Annotated in this window: 16 protein-coding genes and 3 tRNA genes; 3 read left to right on the forward strand and 16 right to left on the reverse strand. The window is 46.5% G+C overall.

Features of this window, described 5'->3' with window-relative positions; all coding sequences use genetic code 11:
• Positions 1–23 precede the first annotated feature (23 nt).
• The 3 genes from IJE10_00895 to IJE10_00905 all read right to left on the reverse strand — a co-directional run bounded on the left by IJE10_00895 (position 24) and on the right by IJE10_00905 (position 280).
• Positions 24–99, reverse strand: a tRNA-Phe gene (locus tag IJE10_00895).
• Positions 100–121: 22 nt separating this feature from the next.
• A tRNA-Asp gene (locus tag IJE10_00900) sits at positions 122–198 on the reverse strand.
• A gap of 6 nt (positions 199–204) precedes the next feature.
• A tRNA-Val gene (locus tag IJE10_00905) sits at positions 205–280 on the reverse strand.
• Between the two features lie 161 nt (positions 281–441).
• On the opposite strand from IJE10_00905, the gene IJE10_00910 reads away from it, so the two are divergent.
• The 3 genes from IJE10_00910 (at position 442) to IJE10_00920 (ending at position 5,906) form a co-directional block, all read left to right on the forward strand.
• Entirely contained in the window at positions 442–2,085 is a 1,644-nt protein-coding gene (locus IJE10_00910; protein ID MBQ2966663.1) for an NFACT family protein, read from the forward strand.
• Positions 2,086–2,136: 51 nt separating this feature from the next.
• The gene (locus IJE10_00915) at positions 2,137–2,838 is read left to right on the forward strand and encodes a GTP pyrophosphokinase family protein (protein ID MBQ2966664.1); all 702 of its coding nucleotides are present in this window, start codon (positions 2,137–2,139) and stop codon (positions 2,836–2,838) included.
• A 146-nt stretch (positions 2,839–2,984) separates the two neighbouring features.
• The gene (locus IJE10_00920; protein MBQ2966665.1) at positions 2,985–5,906 is read left to right on the forward strand and encodes an S-layer homology domain-containing protein; all 2,922 of its coding nucleotides are present in this window, start codon (positions 2,985–2,987) and stop codon (positions 5,904–5,906) included.
• A 538-nt stretch (positions 5,907–6,444) separates the two neighbouring features.
• On the opposite strand, the gene IJE10_00925 is transcribed toward IJE10_00920, so the two are convergent.
• The 13 genes from IJE10_00925 to IJE10_00985 all read right to left on the reverse strand — a co-directional run bounded on the left by IJE10_00925 (position 6,445) and on the right by IJE10_00985 (position 19,646).
• The gene (locus tag IJE10_00925; protein MBQ2966666.1) at positions 6,445–7,335 is read right to left on the reverse strand and encodes an ROK family protein; all 891 of its coding nucleotides are present in this window, start codon (positions 7,333–7,335) and stop codon (positions 6,445–6,447) included.
• Positions 7,335–7,865 carry a 2-oxoacid:acceptor oxidoreductase family protein gene (locus IJE10_00930; GenBank protein MBQ2966667.1) on the reverse strand — a complete coding sequence of 177 codons (531 nt, stop codon included), beginning with the start codon at positions 7,863–7,865 and terminating at the stop codon, positions 7,335–7,337. Before IJE10_00930 ends, IJE10_00925 begins: the two co-directional genes overlap by 1 nt.
• A gap of 14 nt (positions 7,866–7,879) precedes the next feature.
• The gene (locus IJE10_00935) at positions 7,880–8,617 is read right to left on the reverse strand and encodes a 2-oxoglutarate oxidoreductase (GenBank protein ID MBQ2966668.1); all 738 of its coding nucleotides are present in this window, start codon (positions 8,615–8,617) and stop codon (positions 7,880–7,882) included.
• On the reverse strand, positions 8,617–9,687 hold the full coding sequence (locus tag IJE10_00940; protein MBQ2966669.1) for a 3-methyl-2-oxobutanoate dehydrogenase subunit VorB: 1,071 nt from the start codon (positions 9,685–9,687) through the stop codon (positions 8,617–8,619). Before IJE10_00940 ends, IJE10_00935 begins: the two co-directional genes overlap by 1 nt.
• Before the next feature lie 15 nt (positions 9,688–9,702).
• Positions 9,703–9,909: a 4Fe-4S binding protein gene (locus IJE10_00945; GenBank protein MBQ2966670.1), complete on the reverse strand. Its 207-nt coding sequence runs from the start codon at positions 9,907–9,909 to the stop codon at positions 9,703–9,705.
• A gap of 22 nt (positions 9,910–9,931) precedes the next feature.
• Entirely contained in the window at positions 9,932–10,597 is a 666-nt protein-coding gene (locus IJE10_00950) for a hypothetical protein (GenBank protein MBQ2966671.1), read from the reverse strand.
• Positions 10,584–11,012 (reverse strand): SoxR reducing system RseC family protein, encoded by a 429-nt coding sequence (locus IJE10_00955; protein MBQ2966672.1) that lies wholly within the window; start codon positions 11,010–11,012, stop codon positions 10,584–10,586. The genes IJE10_00950 and IJE10_00955 overlap by 14 nt, the downstream gene beginning before the upstream one ends.
• Before the next feature lie 11 nt (positions 11,013–11,023).
• Positions 11,024–12,697: a DNA repair protein RecN gene (gene recN / locus IJE10_00960; GenBank protein MBQ2966673.1), complete on the reverse strand. Its 1,674-nt coding sequence runs from the start codon at positions 12,695–12,697 to the stop codon at positions 11,024–11,026.
• Between the two features lie 17 nt (positions 12,698–12,714).
• Positions 12,715–13,170 carry an arginine repressor gene (gene argR, locus IJE10_00965; GenBank protein ID MBQ2966674.1) on the reverse strand — a complete coding sequence of 152 codons (456 nt, stop codon included), beginning with the start codon at positions 13,168–13,170 and terminating at the stop codon, positions 12,715–12,717.
• A 13-nt stretch (positions 13,171–13,183) separates the two neighbouring features.
• On the reverse strand, positions 13,184–14,029 hold the full coding sequence (locus IJE10_00970; GenBank protein ID MBQ2966675.1) for an NAD(+)/NADH kinase: 846 nt from the start codon (positions 14,027–14,029) through the stop codon (positions 13,184–13,186).
• 13 nt (positions 14,030–14,042) lie between these two features.
• On the reverse strand, positions 14,043–14,828 hold the full coding sequence (locus IJE10_00975; protein MBQ2966676.1) for a TlyA family RNA methyltransferase: 786 nt from the start codon (positions 14,826–14,828) through the stop codon (positions 14,043–14,045).
• Positions 14,825–16,651, reverse strand: coding sequence for a 1-deoxy-D-xylulose-5-phosphate synthase (locus tag IJE10_00980; protein MBQ2966677.1), 1,827 nt, complete (start codon positions 16,649–16,651; stop codon positions 14,825–14,827). Before IJE10_00980 ends, IJE10_00975 begins: the two co-directional genes overlap by 4 nt.
• A gap of 151 nt (positions 16,652–16,802) precedes the next feature.
• Positions 16,803–19,646 (reverse strand): S-layer homology domain-containing protein, encoded by a 2,844-nt coding sequence (locus tag IJE10_00985; GenBank protein ID MBQ2966678.1) that lies wholly within the window; start codon positions 19,644–19,646, stop codon positions 16,803–16,805.
• Positions 19,647–19,914: the final 268 nt, after the last annotated feature.

Here is a 19,914-nt window from a genome sequence, read left to right on the forward strand (position 1 = left end):
ACAAGATGAGCTACGCCCGCAAATGGTGCCTCCGACGGGAATCGAACCAGTGACACAGGGATTTTCAGTCCCTTGCTCTACCAACTGAGCTACAGAGGCATGCCGCTTGAAAAAGATGAAATGGCGACCCGGATGGGACTCGAACCCACGACCTCCGCCGTGACAGGGCGGCGCTCTAACCAACTGAGCTACCGGGCCATTTCATGGTGGGAACAATAGGGCTCGAACCTATGACCCTCTGCTTGTAAGGCAGATGCTCTCCCAGCTGAGCTATGCTCCCATGAAATGTCGTTTTCCTTAGCGACATCCAATATTATAACAACATTTTTTCGGTTTGTCAATACTTTTTTTAAAAAAATTTAAAAAATTTTCAAAAATCTATTGTTAGATGCCAAAAATTTTGTTACAATAGAATAAACTACTGTACGGAGGAATTTGAAAATGGCTTTTGACGCATCGGTAATCCGCTGTCTGACATTAGAATTAAACGAAAAACTGCGTGGTGCGCGTGTAGATAAAATCCACCAGCCCCAAAAGGATGAGCTGGTTCTGGTTCTGCGTGTCCAAAAAGACAGCTTTAAGCTTTTAATCTCGGTAAACCCTGCGGCATCCCGATTGCATCTTACTGATAGAAAGGTTGAAAACCCCGCTTCACCGCCCATGTTCTGCATGTTTCTGCGAAAGCATTTAAGCGGCGGCAAAATTATCGACATCCGCCAGATTAATTTTGAACGTATCCTGCAGTTTGAAATTGAAAGCTATGACGAGCTGGGCGACTTGACTGTAAAAACCTTAGTGGTGGAAATTATGGGCAAGCACAGCAACGTCATTTTATTAAACAAAGACGGTGTTGTGATGGATTCCATTAAGCGCATCGACATTTCCACAAGCTCTGTGCGTCAGGTGTTGCCGGGGCTTCGTTACAGATTGCCGCCCAACGACCGTTTAAATCCTTTGGAAAGTGATTTTAAGCCTGAAATCTCAGACAGCCGTGCGCCTGAAAAAGCTTTGCTTTCGGTATACTCAGGTATCAGCCCACAGCTGGCAACCGAAATCATAACAAACGGCTATGATGTGGTGATGGACAAAATCCGAAGCAATCAATTCTCACCTATTATTATTTATAAAGAAGAAACACCCGTGGATTTTGCCGCAATTCCCATTTCGATAACCGAATTCGGTACTAAAATCAAGCCGGTTGCAAGCATTTCCGAGGCGGCAGACATTTTTTACAGCCAAAAGGCACATGCACTTCTTTTAAGCCGTTTGTCTGCCGAGCTTATACATCTGATTCAGAATAACATTGACCGCTGTGAGAAAAAGCTTTCCATTTTTGCCCGTCAGATTCAGGATGCAGCAAAGCGGGAAACCTACCGCATCAAGGGCGAATTGCTGACTGCAAATCTTTATCGGGTACAATTCGGAGATACCGAAATCACCGTCGATAATTATTATGACCCGGAGGGCAAAAAAATAACCATTGCTTTAGAACCCAATTTATCCCCTGCCAAAAACGCGCAAAAATATTATACCCGCTACAACAAAGCAAAGGTGAGTGAGGAGCAGGCATACATTCAGCAGAAAAAGACACAAAAAGAGCTTGACTATTTAGAATCGGTTTTAGATGAAATCCTGCGTGCCGAAAGTCCTGCCGAGATTGCCGAAATCAAGGAGGAATTACGGGACGAGGGATATCTGAAACGGGAAAACGGCAATTTGAAAAAGAAAGCCGTGCTGTCTAAGCCCTCACACTTTGAAATCGAAGGGTACGATGTATTTGTGGGCAGAAACAACCGCCAGAATGATGAACTGACCTTAAAATTTGCAAGAAGTCAGGACATGTGGCTGCACACCAAAAACATACCCGGCTCGCATGTTATCATTCAGAAAAAGCAAGGAGAAGACATTCCGGACACTGTGATTGTAAAGGCGGCAGAGCTTGCGGCAAAGCATTCCAAAGCCAAAAACGCCCCCAAGGTGCCTGTGGATTACACCATTGTGAAAAATGTAAAGAAACCATCAGGCGCAAAGCCGGGCATGGTAATTTATGACCATTACAACACCGTGTATGTAACTTTGGTATAATTTTCAACCTTTGCTCACGAAATTTACACAAATTTCTTGTACAATACATGCATGGAGGAATCAAAAATGGAACAACAAGAAAGCTTTTTACTGGACACGCTATCCAAATACTCACCCGAGCAGATTGAAGAGCTGACAAAGCCACTCATTCAGAAATTAAGCAAAATTATGGCTTATTACAAATGTGCCATGATGGAGGTGGAAACCAAATTCAATGTGTTGAATACCGAGTTCTCCCTGCGCCATGACCGCAACCCCATCAACAGCATGAAGAGCCGTCTGAAAAGCTTTGCAAGCATTAAAGAAAAACTGGAACGCAAAAAACTGCCTTTAAACTTAGATGCAATAGAAGCACATCTTTCGGATGTGGCAGGCATTCGGGTGGTCTGTGCCTTTACAGAAGACGTGTATATGCTTGCCGATGCGCTGTTAAAGCAGGATGACATAACCTTAATCGAGAAAAAAGATTACATTAAAAATCCAAAGTCCAACGGCTACCGCAGTTTGCACCTGATTGTGGGCATTCCCATTTTTCTTGCCAAAGAGAAGAAAATGATGAAGGTAGAAATTCAGCTTCGCACCATCGCCATGGATTCCTGGGCAAGCTTGGAGCATCAGCTTCGCTACAAAAAGGATTACGAAAGCATTCCGCAAATGGCAGACGAGCTTTTAAAATGTGCAGAGCTCAGTGCAGAACTGGACAAGCGCATGGATTCTCTTCGAGAACATGCAAAACTGGATATACAAGAATAAGAGCGGTATTCCGCTCTTTTTTTGTCGGTTTTTACATGAAAATTACCCTTTTTTACATAGTTTTTAGCTATTTTTCTGTTTACTTTCTTTATAAATTATGGTAAAATTTATGTACAAGCTATTATAGCGAAGAAAGGATGAAGAAAATGAAAAGAGCAATCGCGTTGGTAACACTCCTTTGCATGGTTTTAGCTAGCATTCCCGCTTTTGCGGCAAGCGAAGCCTCGCAGAGAGCGTATACCACAGAAACCTTTAAGGACGAAGTAATTTTCACCGCCACCTCTTTAGACGGTAACTGGAATGCTTCCGGCCTTAAAAATTATGATGGAGGTGCTACCCAGTATGCGGTAGGCAAGGATTCTGCCTCCCATTATGCCATCTCGGGCATCAAAGAGGGCAACTATGAAGTGTTTGCATGGATGATTCCTGCAAAGCAGGACTCTGAATCGGGCACCAATGTTGTCATTGCACACAACGGCAAAAAGAATCTTGTAAATGTAAAAACAAAGCTTGCAGACGGTGAAACCGTTCCGGGGGGCTGGACTTCGGTTGGCGTGTTTGATTTTGCAGGCGTTGAGGGTGAACAGGTTTCCTATGTTTCTCCCGGCGGTAACGTTCGTGCAACCGCAGTAAAGCTTGTTCCGACCACCAAAGAGCTTACCAAAGCCGAAGAAGTGACCGAAAAAACACCCGTAAATAAGGAACCCGGTGACACTTCGCGCGTAGAAGCGACCTCCGGTCTTTCCATGTCCATTGATGTGGACCCACAGGGCAGATGTATTTATGCAGGTCCCTGGGCATTCTCCACCGCTGTACAGGGTCCCATGACCAAGGCACCCAGCACCTTATGGGTTGCTGAAAATCCCGATGCGGACGTTTATGTAACCTATCATCCCGAAATCACCTCGGTAGGTAAGGTTCGTATTTCTGTATTTGTTCCCTACTGGGCAAAGAATCAGACCAAAGACATTAAATACGAAGTATACCATGACGGCGGTATGGATGAATTCCATGTAAATCCTGCAGCACAGACCGAAGCCATCTGGCAGGAATTGGGTACTTTTGAATTCAACGGTTCCGGCACAGAGTATGTTAAGCTGGTTTGCACAGGCGTTGGCGAAGCCATCGCAAACACCAGAGCCTCCACCGTTGCATTTGAGGTTTTGAACAGCGCAAATGAAAATGCAGTTTGGACAACCGTATTTGTTACACCCCAGAGTGACTCTGAATCTTTAATTAACAGTGCAAAAGCTTCCATGGCGCCTTTAGATAAATTCGATGACATGGTTGGTCACTGGGCAAACTATGATGTGGAATACATGGCAGACCGCGGTCTGGTTTCGGGCGTTGCAGACAATGCATTCGACCCCGAAGCACAAATCACCCGAGCAGAATATGTGACCATTTTGGACAGAGCAATGGGTTATGAAATTACAAATGGCGCATCCTTTGCCGATGTTGCAGGCGATGCCTGGTTTGCACCCTATGTTGCAACCGCAAAGGCAAACGGTTTGTTAGTAGGGCTTCCCACCGATGACGGCTTTAAGCCCGAGCAACCCATCACCCGTGAAGAAATGGCGCTGTTTACCTACAACGCAATCAAGGCAACCAAGAAAAACGACGAATGGGTCGCTACAATGCCTGACGATTATGCAAAATTTACCGATACCGCAGAAGTTTCCGCATGGGCAGAAACCGCACTTAAATATCTGATTCAGACCGGTATCATCAAGGGCACCTCCGACACAACCGTTTCTGCTTTGGATAACGCAACCAGAGCACAGGGTGCGGTTATCTTAAAGAGATTTATGCAGCTCTTTGTATGGGGCGGTCCGCCGACAGATGAAGAATGGGTACTGACCTTTAATGACGAATTCTTTGGCGACAGCTTAGACTGGGCTGTATGGGATTCCGAAGTAGGCGGCGGTTCGCACACGCTTTCTTCCAGATGGCCTGAAAATGCGGTTGTAAAAGATGGCAATCTGCATCTTGAAATCCGCAAAGAACAAAAAACCGGCTTTACCAACGAATGGACAGCTGCCTCTGTATGGGTAAGAGATGAGGTGTTCCGTCAGTCGCAAGGCTACTGGGAAGCACGTTACAAATACAACGCAGGTGCCGGTGTAAACAATGCTTGGTGGATGATGACCAAGAAGCATCAGGTAACCGATGACAAGCAAAACTACGAAATCGACATCAACGAAGGTCACTACCCCCACAAGATTAACACAAACCTGCATCACTATGAAAGCGGCACAGGCAAATCGGAAGCAAGTGTACACAAAGCAAACTACGACTTGTCTGCAGATTACCACACCTATGCAATCAAGTGGGACGAAAACGAAATCATTTACTATTTCGATAACGAAGAAATCGCAAGAAACAAAAACTTCAACTCTATCGTTCCGGTTTCTCCTTGGTTCTCCACAGCGGTTCTGAACTGGGCAGGCAATGCAGACGATCAGACCGACGGGTCTGCCATGATTGTGGACTACTGCCGTGTATATCAGCGCAAGGCAGATGTTGACAATCCGGCATTAACCATGATCGGTAAGCCTTTGGAAAATGCAGTGAAGCCCGGCTCAAATTACACACCGCCGGCAAGCAGTACTACCAATTCTGCAAGCTCCGGTTCTACCAACATCATCACAACTTTAACCCCCGATAATTCCACTCAGGAAGGTGAAATTATCATTAAGCCGACCGCGTATGCACCGGAAGCATGGGGCGATTCCAGCCTTAAAAACTTTGACGGCACAGGCACAACCTGGACCAACAAAAAGGATTATTCCGTAACCTACACGCCCGAGACACCTTTAAAGGGTAAGTATAAGGTGTATTACTGGGTTATCCCCAATGTTAAAGATGGCGGTGTTGGCTTTACTGCCCGCGTAAATGTAGGTGGTGAATCAAAGGACACCCTGATTAAAACCAATTTTGAAAATGCGGAATCCGGCTGGATTCTCTTAGGCGAATATGAGTTTAAGGGCACAGCGGACGAAAATGTAATGGGTATTGCAGGCGGTAATACCAGAGGTACAGGCGTAAAATTCGTACCCGTCAAATAGCGACAAGCCAAGAACTTATTTATCACAAGCTCGCAGAAATGCGAGCTTGTTCCTTTTTCGTTCTGTCTTGTCGCTTTCGCCAAAAGTTTACAAGTAATACTTTTGGCGAGTGGCTCGCTTCGCTCGCTTACAACCCTTCCGTCAACCTTCGGTTGCCACCTTCCCTTACACAGGGGAGGCTTTTTGTTATTCTGAGTGATAGTGAAAAATCCCATAAACTGTGCTGTATCTGAGAATTGACAAGAACTTATTTATCACAAGCTCGCAAAAAATGCGAGCTTGTTCCTTTTTCGTTCTGTCTTGTCGCTTTCGCCAAAAGTTTACAGGTAATACTTTTGGCGAGTGGCTCGCTTTGCTCGCTTACAACCCTTCCGTCAACCTTTGGTTGCCACCTCCCCTTACACAGGGGAGGCTCATTTGTCATTCTGCACGAAGCGAAGAATCTCCTAAACAGTGCACCCACTTTCAGTAAGCTTTTCCGCCGGTAACCCGAAATAAAAAAACCGAGTGAAACACTCGGCTTTTTTTGACATAGATATTATGAGAAATATTCGCTTTCAAACACCAATGTGGCACTGCCTAAAATAGGGGCTTGCTTGCCCAGGGCGCAGAGGCGGACGGGAATGCCGTCTTTTTCGATTTTACGGCACACATCATAGCGAGCAAATTCTTCTTCAAACAGCACCGCCTGCGGGTCGGAAAATGCAATTAAATCCTTGAGCTTTCCGATTGCCTCCTCCTGACTTCCACAGGGCACAATGCCTGCATTGCCGTTATAGCCCTGCAAAAGCTTTTTGTTGGCATAAAGGGCACAGCAGAGATTGTTTTTTGCATAGGTTGCATACAGCACGCAATCTAAGCCCTTTGCTCCGCCATACCGTTTTTCTGCCATCAAGGCACATTGTGCATCGTTGGCAAAATGGATTGATACGTCCTGATCTGCCTGTTCTAAGGCGGTCTGAATGGTTTTTGAAACCTCAACATTTAAAGAAGCTTCAAACGCCACGCCCACGCCGAGAACGGTGCAGGGTGCATTTTTCAGGGTGTTTTGGATATAAGATACTACGCTGTCGGTAAACTCGCCTGCAGGCAAGGGACAAGTATCAAATTTTAAAACATTGCCTTTAATATCTGCAAAACAGCTTAAGATTTCGGTTTGGGTCACCACAACGCCTAAGGCGTTAATCACGCCGTCTGCCAGCTCTAAAAGCACCGGCTTTCGTTTGCCCTCGGCGGTGGTATCTACACCCACCTCCATAATAAAACCTTCCTCTTTAAACTCGCTGATGATGTTGGTCAGCGACATTTTGGAAAGTCCGGACAACACCGAAAGCTCCACACGCGAAATGGGAGCTTTCATTGCCAACAGCTTTAAAATAATCTGTCTGTTTTGTATTTTGTTGGATTTAGAATTGTTTGCCTGTATCATTATGCGTTATAGCCTGTTTCCAGTGCCTGCTTGTTGATTTCAAGCATTGCCTGCTTGCTTGCGGGCACGGTTTTCTGCAAAGCACTTAAAATGCTTTCAAAGGGCAGAACCTTACTTTCTTTTACAACCTTGCCCAAAAGTACCATGTTTGCAAGCTTGGTTGCTTTTAAATCATCTGCCATTTTGGTAGACGGAATAGCAAAGTTTTGGGTATCGTTTCTCTTGAAATCCTGGAAAATCAAGGAAGAATCAATGAAAATTGCACCGTTTTCCGAAACTGCACCCTCGAATTTATCCAAGGAAGGACCGTTCATAGCAACCAACACGGTGGGGTTTGTTACCACCGGGCAGGAAACCGGTTCATCCGAGATGATAACCGAGCAGTTTGCGGTACCGCCACGCATCTCGGGACCGTAAGACGGGAGCCAGGATACGTATTTGCCTTCCAGCATTGCGGCATAAGCCAAAAGTTTACCTGCGAACAGAACGCCCTGTCCGCCAAAACCTGCGATTAAAATTTCATGTGTCATAGCACAGAGCCTCCTTATTCTTTATCTTTATAAACGCCCAGCGGATACTGCGGCAGCATGTTTTCTTCCAGCCATTTCATCGCTTCAACCGGTGTTTTACCCCAGTTGGTCGGGCAGGTGGAAACCACTTCTACAATAGAAAAGCCTTTTTTGTCAATCTGGTTCTGGAACGCCTTTTTGATTGCTGCCTTGGTTTCCTTGATTGCCTTAACGCTGTTAATGGTGGTTCTCTGTGCCAAAGCTACACCCTCTAAGGTAGAAAGCATTTCGCAAACCTTAATGGGGAAGCCCTGGTTTTCCTGTGTTCTGCCATAAGGGGTAGTCTGGGTAACCTGACCCATCAATGAGGTCGGTGCCATCTGACCGCCGGTCATGCCATAGATTGCGTTGTTGATGAAAATAACGGTGATGTTTTCGCCTCTTGCTGCTGCGTGCACGGTTTCAGCCGTACCAATTGCCGCAAGGTCACCGTCGCCCTGATAGGTAAATACCACGTTATCGGGGTTTACGCGTTTGATACCGGTTGCAACTGCCGGCGCTCTGCCGTGTGCCGCTTCCTGCATATCACATTCAAAATAGTTATAAGCAAATACCGAGCAACCAACAGGTGCAACACCTATCGTTTTACCTTCAATGCCCAGCTCGTCAATAACTTCTGCCACCAGTCTGTGTACAATACCGTGTCCGCAACCGGGGCAATAATGTTCCTGCACTTCACAAAGTGCATGGGGTTTTTTGAATACCTGTTCCATTAGTTTTTGCCTCCTTCTGCGATTTTTTCAATTTGTGCCAAAACCTCTGCAGGGGTGGGAACCACACCGCCGGTTCTGCCGAAGAAATCTACCGGAATCTTGCAGTCTACTGCAAGCTTTACGTCTTCAATCATCTGACCCATGCTCATTTCCACGCAAAGGATTTTCTTCACCTTATCGGCATCCAATGCCTGATAAGCCTTTTCGGGGAACGGCCAGAGGGTAATGGGACGTACCATGCCCACTTTAATGCCCTTTTCTCTTGCCTTGTTGATGGCAGTCTGGGCAATACGTGCGGTGATGCCGTAAGCGGTAACGATGATTTCTGCATCTTCTGTCATATATGTATCGAATTTTGCTTCCTTTTCTGCAATTACATCATACTTCTTCTGACGTTCTAAAATCAGGTCCTCCAGTTCGGACGGCTCAATATACAAAGAGTTGATGATATTGTGCTTTCTTTCCATTTTGGTACCGGTGGTTGCCCAGGTTTTTTCAGGGATTTCGCGTGCTTCGTATGCACCGAATTCTACCGGCTCCATCATCTGACCCAGCATACCGTCGCCCATAATCATAACCGGCATACGGTAGATATCTGCCACGTCAAAGGCTTCCTTGGTTAAGTTTACAAGTTCCTGAATGGAGGAAGGTGCAAAAACGACCAGATGGTAGTCACCATGACCGCCGCCCTTGGTTGCCTGGAAATAGTCAGACTGTGCAGGCTGAATACCGCCAAGACCCGGGCCGCCACGAACGATGTTTACAATTACGCAAGGCAAATCTGCGCCTGCGATGTAGGAAATACCTTCCTGCTTTAAGCTGATGCCGGGGCTTGAAGAAGAGGTCATAACTCTTGCGCCTGCACCTGCTGCACCGTATACCATGTTGATTGCGGCAACTTCACTTTCTGCCTGCAAAAAGGTACCGCCGCGCTTTGGCATCTGCTTTGCCATATAAGCCGCAACTTCTGTCTGCGGGGTAATCGGGTAACCGAAGAAATGACGGCAACCGGCTTGCATAGCCGCTTCAGCCAGAGCTTCGTTACCTTTCATTAAAACTTTTTCACTCATTTTTCTTACGCCTCCTTAGCGATAAACTTCAATTGCAACATCAGGGCAAGTGGTCGCGCAGAATGCACAGCCGATGCATTTGTCCTGTTCTGTAACCTGTGCCGGATGATAGCCTTTTTTGTTCAGCTTATCCTTTGCCAGAGAAATAATGTGCTTGGGGCACTGGCTGATGCACAGTTCGCAGCCCTTGCAACGTTCTTCATTAATTACAACTTTTGCCATTTTCCATTACTCCTTTCTGATGCTATGCCATAAAAGGCAAGTGCATATTCAGCTCCAGGCAAAGCCTGGGGTAGTTCAGATTTTCAGGCAGGGCATCCAGGATTTCCTTGGTGCCTGCAATATATAAAATGGGAAGACCGGTGCGCTTTGACACCTCTTCTACCACTTTTTGTCCTTCTAAAAGGTGCTCAACCGTGGACTGATAGCTTAAATTGGTGTTGTTCACAAGACCTGTAATTTTAAGCCGTGATGTGCGTTCGATTTCCCCCATCAGCTCTATGATTTCTTCGGGGGTTGAGGACAACGGACGAAGGGCATTGATGACCATCATCATTTCGTAGTCCTCGTTTTTTATGCGGGGGCTGAATCTTCCTAAAACCGCGGCACCGTCCTCATCTCCGCCAACATCTAACACCACAAAACGGTCGGGCACATCAAAAACCGATGCCATTTCGGGTGGCAGTGCCGGGATATCCACATTGGAGCTTGCATAAGACGAAGCCACCACGTCGATGCCCCTTTCTTTTAAGGTTTGTACCGCATCGTTGGTACGAAAATAGGGGTTTACAATATCCAGGTCTGCTATAACTGTTCTATTATACCACTGTTTCGACAAAAAAGCAAGGTTTAATGCAAATTCTGTTTTACCGCTTCCGTAATGTCCCGTGATGATATTAAACCGTTTCACGCTTATCCTCCTCAATGCTTACAACGCAAGCCTCAAACTGCTTGCTGAAGATGCCTTTTTTCTCTAAAATATGCAACAGCAAAAACCACACCGCAACCCCTGCAATCAATACGGTTGCACCGATTTTTTCGGGGATGCACACCGCCATAAGCCCTGCGATAAGAAGCATATATAAAAGGGGTATGCCGTAGGCAATCAGCATGGCTGAAATGCCTTTTAAGGTGGGAATTCCCACGGTGACCGGGTCACCTTTTTTTGCATGCACAATATTTTTTGCACGGATGATTGAATCGTGCAGACCGCAAAGTCCACCACAGGCAGCACAGCTTTCGCCACACATGCTTTTGCGGTCCAGCTTAACCTCTGCGTATCCGTTTTCTTTTACGTCGGTTATTTTTCCGATAACCTGTTCCATACTGTTTCTCCTTATGCTCTGCCTGCAATCTCAAGCAATTCCTTTGCGGCAGAGATACTGCTTTCGGTAATCTGCGTACCGCTCATGATACGCGCCAGTTCCTGCACCCTGCCCTGCTCGTCAAGCTTTTCTACCTGCGAACGGGTTTTCCCGTCCACATCCTGCTTGCTGATTTTATAGTGATGCTGTCCGAATGCCGCCACCTGCGCCAAATGCGTGATGACAAAAATCTGCTTGTTTTCGGAAAGCTTTTTGATTTTTTCTGCAATTTTCTGTGCCGCTCTTCCGCTGACGCCTGTATCCACCTCGTCAAAAATCATGGTCGATACGGTATCTACCTCGGAAAGTGCCGCTTTAAGCGCCAAAATTACACGGGAAAGCTCACCGCCCGAGGCAATCTTTGTTAACGGCTTTAAGCTTTCGCCTCTGTTTGGTGCGATTAGGAATTCTGCCTTTTCGGCACCGTTTGCGTTCAGTTCGCAGGGGGTAAGTTCTACCTTAAATTCGGTTTTTTCCATATCCAGCTCAGCAAGAGCGGTCACCACCGCTTCGGATAACGCCTTAGCTCCTTTTTGCCGTTGTGCCGTTAACACTTCTGCACTGGCTTTAAGCACCTCCTCCTGCTCTTTTAATGTTTTTTTCAGCTGTTGTTCCAGATAATCTGCGTTTTCGATACCGTAAAGCTCCTGCTCTAAACGCTCTAAGGTTTCGAGCATTTCGGCAACCGAATCGCCGTATTTGCGTTTTAAACGGCTTAAAGTGTCCAGTCTGCCCTCTACGGCGTTGATGTCCACATCCTCTAAATCGGAGCTGTCCTTTGCATCCCGCACAAAGGATACACAGTCCTCTAATTCATATTTTAAATTTTCGAGCTTTTCGTAAACGCCTTCTGCCTCCGGGTCGTATTTCATCAGGGTTGTAAGGGAATTTAAACCGTTTTCCAGCAAATCCAGCGCGCCCAACTGCTCTTCGTCTCCGCAAAGGGCGGCGTAGCACTCGTTCAGCGCGGTCAGTACCGTTTCAGAGTTTAAGAATCTGGCACGCAGGGTGTTTAATTCTTCCTCCTCACCGTCTCTTAAATTTGCTTTTTTCAGCTCGTCTACCTGATAGCTTAAAATTTCTTTTTTCTGCTCCGCAAGCTCGTTATTCTGCTTGATTTCCGCAAGCTTTTTCCGGGTTTCGGTAACCGCTTTGTAGGCGGTTTTGTACGCTTCCTTTGCCTGTTCGGTATGGGCAAAGCCGTCTAAGAACGCGCCATGGAACGCCTCGTCTAAAATGGACTGGCTGTCCTTTTGTCCGTGGATGTTAATCAAATCCTTGCACAAATCCTTTAAAAAGCCGGTGGTGGACATTCTGCCGTTGATGCGTACCACACTTCTGCCGTCTTTTGAGATTTCCCGGGACAACACAATGGGCTCGCCCTCTTCAAAGGCGATGCCGGCATCACTAAGCTTTTGGCAAACCGTTGGGTCGCAAGTATACACCGCACCCTCCACATAAGCTTTTTCCGCACCGGTGCGCACCAGCTCTTTGGAGCTTCGCTCGCCCGTCAGAAGATTTATGGAGTCAATTAAAATAGACTTACCTGCACCGGTTTCACCGGTGAGTACGCAAAAGCCCTCTTCAAATTCTATGTCCACATTGTCCATAATAGCAATGTTTTCGATGTGTAAGCTTAAAAGCATCTTTTTGCGCCTCCGCTTTATCCGATTACTTCTTCCAGTTTTGCCACAAGGCTTTTTGCATCCGCATCCGAGGGAGTCATGATAAAAATGGTATCATCCCCTGCAATTACACCCATAACCTCGTCAAAATTTAAGGTTTCGATTGCCATGGCACAGCCCTGGGCAGAGCCGGGAATGGTTTTAACCGAAATCATGTTCATGGCAGAGCGGATTGATGTAACTGCATGCTGCAATACGCCAACTAAGCGCGCCTGCATAGTCCCCGAGGTATTAGCGGACGGAATGGTGTACTTATAATGATTTGCATAGTTGGTGGTTTTGACAAGCTTTAATTCCTTGATATCTCTGGACACCGTTGCCTGGGTCACGTCAAAGCCGTGCTCAATCAGCATGTCGGTCAGCTGACCCTGGGTTTCCACGTCAAAGTTGGAAATGAGTGCCAGAATTTTATTGTGTCGGTCCTTTTTAGACATAATAAAATGCCTCCTATCTGTTTTCTTCTAATTTGTGTTTAAGTATATGAAAAAAATTACGTTTTGTAAGTCGGATCAGCTTTGTGGTACAGTCTGATTTTTCTATTTCCACCACATCGCCGTTTTCCAGATGAAAAATTTCCTGCCCGTCGGCAGTAAGCACCGCGCTTCCCTGATTGACTGCTGTTGCTTCCACCGTGATTTTCTGTCTGTCCGACACAATAACCGGCTTTGCAGAAAAGGTGTGCGGACAAATGGGGGTGAGCAAAAAGACATTTAGCTCGGGTGAAACCACCGCACCGCCTGCAGACATGGAGTAGGCCGTTGACCCCGTTGGCGTTGCCACAACCAGTCCGTCTGCATCGTATCCGCTTACAAACTGTCCGTCGCAGCTGACCGTTAAATGAATCATGCGGGACACATTGCCTTTGGCAATTACCACATCATTGAGTGCTTCGGTTTTAAAAATGGTTTCGTTGCCCCGATACACCGTTGCCCTTAGCATAATCCGCTCTTCTAAGCGGTAATTTTCGTCAAACAGGCATTTGAGTGCCTCAATATCATGCTTTTCCAGCTCAACTAAATAGCCGAGTCTGCCGAGATTGATGCCAAGGATTGGCTTTTGATATCTGGCATACGCCCGGGCGACGCCCAATAAACTTCCGTCACCGCCAAGCACCACCAGTGCATCTGCCGATTCAATAACCGCTTCGGGGGTTTCCGTAAAGACAGTATCTGCGATATCTGCGATATCGATATAAATTGTGCAGGGATATGTATGCAGAAATTCGGTGATTTTTTTCACGTTCTCTGTCTGCATCGGCTTTGCCCGTTTGGCAAACACCAGCAACGTTTTCATCTGCATACCTCCTTTACAGTGCTTCGTGGCTGTTTAAAACCACTTTTTCCAAATCCAAGCCGACACTTTCGGCATCCTTTTGTACCAATAACAAATATTCTATATTTCCTTCCGGTCCGCGGATAGGTGAAAAGCTGAGATTCAAAACGCCTAAGCCCAGCTGTGACGCAAAGGCTGTCACCTCGCGCACCACCGTCAGATGGACCTTTTTATCCTTTACAACGCCTTTTTTGTTCAAATGCTGTTTGCCTGCCTCGAACTGGGGCTTTATGAGCAAAACCGCCAAGCCCTTGGGCTTTAAGAATTCGTAAACCTTTGGCAGAACAAGCTTTAAGGAAATAAAAGACACGTCCACCGAAATAAAATCCAGCGGTTCGATTTTGTCTGCCTCTAAATTGCGGATGTTGGTTTTTTCCATATTCAGCACCCGCTCGTCTGCACGCAACGATTCGTGCAGCTGATCTTTGCCCACATCTACCGCGTACACCTTTTTGGCACCGTTTTTGAGCATGCAATGGGTAAATCCGCCGGTAGAAGCACCAATGTCCATGGCAACCTTGTCCTTTAGGGTAAGCTTAAAAGCATCAATCGCCTTTTCAAGCTTTAATCCGCCACGGCTGACATAGGGGTTTTGTGTGCCGACAATTTCGATTTTTACCGTTTCGTCTACACTCTGTCCGCTCTTTTTTGCAGAATTTCCGTTTAAAAGCACCTGCCCGTTTTCTATTAATGTCTTTGCCCGTTCCCGGCTCTGACACAAGCCGAGACTGACTAAAAGAACGTCTAACCTTTGTTTCATTCTATAAATTCCTTAATCTGTGTTCCCAGTGATTCTGCATCCAGCTTTAAGTCGCAGAGCAATTCGTCCACACTGCCGTGGGCGACAAAGCAGTCGTCAACGCCAAGCATCCGATGAGAAAAGGAAACACCTGCTTTTAAAAGTTCTTCCGCAAGAAGAGATCCCATACCGCCCTTGATGACATTGTCCTCCACCGTAACCAGCTTTCCTGTTTTTTGCAGGGATTTTATGATTGCATCCGTTTGGATTGGCTTGATGCAGTTTAAATGGAAATGGTCGCCGTCAAATTTGCTGTTTTGCGTTACGGTTGTCATGCGTGAGCAGGAAACCACCGTCACCTTATCCCCTTTCCGTAACTGCTCAGGGGCAAAAATGTCGGTTACTTCTTCGCCGTGCACCGCGTTTCCTCTCGGGTAGCGCACCGCATATACCCCGTCCTGCTCGGTTACGGCATGCTTCAACACTGCCTGCAAACCTTCTGCGGTGTAAGGGGTAAACAGCTTGATACCCGGAATATGTGAAAGATAAGAAATATCAAAAATACCGTGATGGGTTTCCCCGTCCTCGCCCACAAGTCCTGCTCTGTCCAGGCACAAAAGTCCCGACACATGGGGTTGAAGCGCCATATCGTGCAAAATGCTGTCATAGGCGCGTTGCAGGAAAGTGGAATAGATGCAAATGGCAGGGAAAAAGCCTTTACATGAAAGCCCTGCACCAAAGGTTACGGCATGTGCTTCGGAAATACCAACGTCAAAGAACCGTTCGCTGTACTTTGCCGAAAAGGGCAAAAGCCCCGTTGCATCTGCCATGGCGGCAGAAACCGCAACTAAGTTTTCCTTTTCGCCAGCAAGCTGTAAAAGCGCATTTCCGCAAACTGAAGAAAAGGTTTCGGTTTCCTTTGCCACAAGGGGTTTCGTGGTATCAAAGGGACCTGTGCCGTGGTATAAGTCCGGCGCATTTTCCGCAAAGGGATAGCCCTTGCCTTTTTTGGTATATACATGAATAAATACCGGCTTGTTCAGATCCTTTGCACGGCTTAAAACGGTGCAAAGCGACTCTAAATCGTGTCCGTCAATGGGTCCGATATAGGTAAAGCCCAAATCCTCGAAAAAGGTGGGTTCCAACAGCAGACGGCGTACACCGTCCTTGGCATTGTCCAAAAAGGTATAAACCTTTTCGCCTGCCTTGGTCTGAATCAGCTTATCCTTTACCGAGCGCTTCATGCTTGTGTATTTTTTGCCGGTACGCAGTTTGTTTAAATAGCTTGTCATACTGCCCACATTGGGAGAAATAGACATTTCGTTGTCGTTTAAAACCACAATCAGGTTAGCTTTGGAGCGTCCTGCGTTATTGAGTGCCTCATAGCACATACCGCCGGTCAATGCACCGTCACCTAAGACTGCCACCGAGAAATTATCTTTTTTTAAGATGCGGTTTGCTTCGGCAATGCCCAGCGCCACCGAAATGGAATTGCTGGCATGTCCGCTGTTAAAGCTGTCGTGCACCGATTCTGTCACCTTTGGAAATCCGCTTAAACCACCGTGCTTGCGCAGAGAAGAAAAAGCATCCTTTCTGCCGGTTAAAATTTTATGCACATAGCTCTGGTGTCCCACATCAAACACAATACTGTCCTCGGGCGAATCAAACACCTTATGCAACGCAAGGGTCAGCTCCACAATCCCGAGGTTGGAAGCCAGATGTCCGCCCGTTTTGGCTACATTTTCCACTAAGAAAGAACGGATTTCAGCCGCAAGCTGTGGAAGATGTCCGTTATCCAATTGCTTCAGGTCTTTTATATTGTGAATATTTTCTAAAACAGCCACGCCTTAAAAACCCTCCTTTCGGTTTGTTTCGCTAAAAAAGTATATACTTTAACTTATATTATATTATAGCACGTTTTTTCAAAAAGTAAAGAATTTTATGCAAAAAAGAAGCATTTATGCATAAATTTATGCATAAATGCTTCAAATTATATTATTTTACGGGAACCAGTTTAATTGCCGAGGCACGGCAGTTGACACCGGTGCAGGTGTAATGGATGTAGCAGTCCTCTCCACCCTTTATTTCATGCTCGCCAAGCAGTACCCAGCCCGGCTCTGCGGTTGTGCCTGACGGAATTTTTAATGCCATAGAGCCTGCAAGCACATCTTTTCCGTCCTGATGGAGCAGCATATCCATTTGCGCCACATTGAACTCGTGCGGCAACCGCCACATATACACTTTGTATTTGCCTTTAGAAAGGGCAGATAAATCGTATGTTGCGGTAGCACCTTTTTTATCTGACCACAGATGCTTTCCGCCGTCATGGGCAGGCAAGAAGGAGGATTCCTTCCAGTTGCCTTCTGTTTTTGCAGTAACAATGATTTCGCCTTCGTAGGTATTGGTATCAATTTCCTGGCTCTCCACTGTTACACTATTTGTTTCAATCCCGGGCGCAACCGGACCGTTGTCCGTAGGACCTGCCCCCTCTATGGGCTTACCGATAACCGTCTTGTTCGGGTCATTTACATCTGCAGGACGCTGCCAGATGCGGACATAGTCTACAATCTGTGCGGTGCCGTCTGTTTTATCACTTACCGAACCTGCCCAGGAAAGCACCGCGGAAGAAAGTTTCGGATATAGCGGTTTATGTGCCAAATCATGGGCTTTGGTGGCAATCAGTCTGCCGTCTAAGTAATACAAAAGCTCTGTTTCGTTCCATTCCAATCCGTAGGTATGGTAATCTGCAGACAAATCATATTCGGATTTTTCCTGCTTGGAATTAGCAGTATGTTCGCCTTCCCAAACATGGTAATTGGTGTTGGCTTTGTTGGGATAATGCCCTTCACATACGTCAATTTCCACACCGCCGCCTGACATCCAGAAGGAGTTGTTTACGCCGGTGGATTCGGTGAATTTGTAACGGGCTTCCCAATACCCGTAGGCCTGGCTGAACACCTCCGGACGAACGGAAATGGAACCTGCTGTCCAGCTTTGTCCGCCCCGCTCTTCTTTTCGCACTTCAAGATGTACAGCACCGTCTTTTACCACCGCATTTTCGGGCCAGCGGGAGGATAAAATATGTCCTTCCGGACCGTTTGCGGATTTCCATACCGACCAGTCTACGCTGTCGCCGTCAAATTCTTCGTTAAAGGTCATAACCCATTCTTCATCGGTCGGGGGTCCTGCCCACACAAAGGACTGCATAAACCGCTTTAAGATAACCGCGCCCTGCGCTCTGGTTGCGTTTTCCAGGGCAGAAACCGTTGTTTCGGAGGTACCTTTGATTATACCGGTCTGCACTAAATATTGCAGAGCTTCTTTCGCCCATTCCGAAACTTCTGCTGTATCCAAAAAATTGTTCCAGTCGGAGGGAAGTTTTGCAACCCATTCGTCATTTTTCTTAGTTGCCCTGATGGCGTTATAGGTAAAGAGCGCCATTTCCTGACGGGTGATGGGCTGTTCGGGCTTAAAGCCGTCATGGGTGGGCAAGCCCTTTAAAAGTCCGTTTGCCTTTGCGGTTGCAACGTATGTAGCATACCATGCATCCTGTGCCACATCCGCAAAGCTTTCGCCGTTTACAGGCGCAAAGCCCAAAGCTCTGTCTAAAATGGTCACATATTCGGCTCTCGTAATTTGTGCTTCGGGGTCGAATGCATTGTCCGAAACGCCTGAAACGAGTCCTTCGTTTGCCATGTATTCCACATCATAGTGCGCCCAATGCCCAACCATGTCGTCAAATTTTTCCAGTTTTTTCACAGACTGCATTGCCATCTGCAATTCCAGCTCTGCATCTCTGTGTGGGGTGACATAAAGGGCCTGCCACGCAGTACCGCCCCGTTCATTTAAAATTTCAAAAAGCACGGTAGAGGCACGGGTGTTGGCTTTCTCATTTTCGTTTTTTACGCAAACCAGCTTTAAAAATTCTTCTTCCGGATTGCCTTTAAAATCGTATGTACCTAAGGTAATCCATTGGTTTTTGTCGATATCCAACGGGTTTAAATGCACCTCATCCACCTTGCCGTTGTGGTGGATTTCGTATTTGATGTCGTTGGTCTGATTTTCGTGCCAGTACAGCTGATAAATAGAAATACGCACATCGCCAACAGCACCAATCATGGGATTATAGGTTACAAAAGCTTCTTCCCCTTGTCCTGCAGCCCACAAATGATCCGGGTAGTTCGTCATCGGACCCGGAGTTGCGGTGGAATATGACCATTTGCCTTCCCAGGTACAAACGCCGGAGGGTTCTACATCAATCTGATCCCCTAAAGCGCCTGCTTCTGCGTTTTCGGACTGCGAAGGCTTTTCTGCAGGCTCTGCTGTTGCCGCTTTATCGGTTGGCACCAGCTTTACCGCACTGCCACGGGTGTTGGCACCGGGGTTTGTGTGTACAAGCTTTTCGTCACCTTTTCCCGAAAAGTCGAACACGCCCATGGATACCCAACCGGGGCTTACCGTTTCGGATTCTTCAATTTTCTGATACACCTTTGCTTCGCTTTCCTTGCCGTTATGGGTTACAACAAATTGCATTTCCTTACTGTTAAATTTATGCGGACAAACCCAGTAATACACTTCATAGGTTCCTTCCTTTACATTTTCAACCTTAAAGGTCAAGGTGTCGCCCTGCTGATTGGACCAGATGTGCTTTCCGCCATCGTAATTTTTAATGGCATCCGATTCACTCCATGTACCGGTCTTTTCGGTTACGGGAATGATAATTTCGTCCTTTATGCTTTCGGTGGAGAAGGTCTGCTTCGCCGCTTCACTTGCGCCAAAAACGGGAATGGCAGAACAACTTAATACGAAAGCCAAGAAACATGCTAACATTTTTTTCATACCGTCATCTCCTTTTGTTTTAATGATTTTATTATACACCACCTTCCGCTTTTTTTCTTCTGTTTTAATGATTTTTTTCTTCCGTTATATTGATATGCTAAAAGGAACTGAGCTTTCACTCAGTTCCTTTCAGACTGTCGAAAAAGTCGTTCTACCGCAAGCAAAGAACTATTTGTTATTCTGAGCGAAGCGAAGAATCTCCGGTTTGAACAGATGTTGAATGGAGCGGAATCCATCGAGGATTCCGCTCCATTGCTTGCTTTTTGTC

The organism is Clostridia bacterium, from assembly GCA_017410375.1.
GTDB lineage: Bacteria > Bacillota > Clostridia > RGIG6154 > RGIG6154 > RGIG6154.

Coding starts and splice junctions, on each gene's coding strand:
- IJE10_00910 (MBQ2966663.1), top strand. CDS start 442: ATGGCTTTTGACGCATCGGTAATCCGCTGTCTGACATTAGAATTAAAC.
- IJE10_00915 (MBQ2966664.1), top strand. CDS start 2,137: ATGGAGGAATCAAAAATGGAACAACAAGAAAGCTTTTTACTGGACACG.
- IJE10_00920 (MBQ2966665.1), top strand. CDS start 2,985: ATGAAAAGAGCAATCGCGTTGGTAACACTCCTTTGCATGGTTTTAGCT.
- IJE10_00925 (MBQ2966666.1), bottom strand. CDS start 7,335: ATGATACAGGCAAACAATTCTAAATCCAACAAAATACAAAACAGACAG.
- IJE10_00930 (MBQ2966667.1), bottom strand. CDS start 7,865: ATGACACATGAAATTTTAATCGCAGGTTTTGGCGGACAGGGCGTTCTG.
- IJE10_00935 (MBQ2966668.1), bottom strand. CDS start 8,617: ATGGAACAGGTATTCAAAAAACCCCATGCACTTTGTGAAGTGCAGGAA.
- IJE10_00940 (MBQ2966669.1), bottom strand. CDS start 9,687: ATGAGTGAAAAAGTTTTAATGAAAGGTAACGAAGCTCTGGCTGAAGCG.
- IJE10_00945 (MBQ2966670.1), bottom strand. CDS start 9,909: ATGGCAAAAGTTGTAATTAATGAAGAACGTTGCAAGGGCTGCGAACTG.
- IJE10_00955 (MBQ2966672.1), bottom strand. CDS start 11,012: ATGGAACAGGTTATCGGAAAAATAACCGACGTAAAAGAAAACGGATAC.
- recN (MBQ2966673.1), bottom strand. CDS start 12,697: ATGCTTTTAAGCTTACACATCGAAAACATTGCTATTATGGACAATGTG.
- argR (MBQ2966674.1), bottom strand. CDS start 13,170: ATGTCTAAAAAGGACCGACACAATAAAATTCTGGCACTCATTTCCAAC.
- IJE10_00970 (MBQ2966675.1), bottom strand. CDS start 14,029: ATGAAAACGTTGCTGGTGTTTGCCAAACGGGCAAAGCCGATGCAGACA.
- IJE10_00975 (MBQ2966676.1), bottom strand. CDS start 14,828: ATGAAACAAAGGTTAGACGTTCTTTTAGTCAGTCTCGGCTTGTGTCAG.
- IJE10_00985 (MBQ2966678.1), bottom strand. CDS start 19,646: ATGAAAAAAATGTTAGCATGTTTCTTGGCTTTCGTATTAAGTTGTTCT.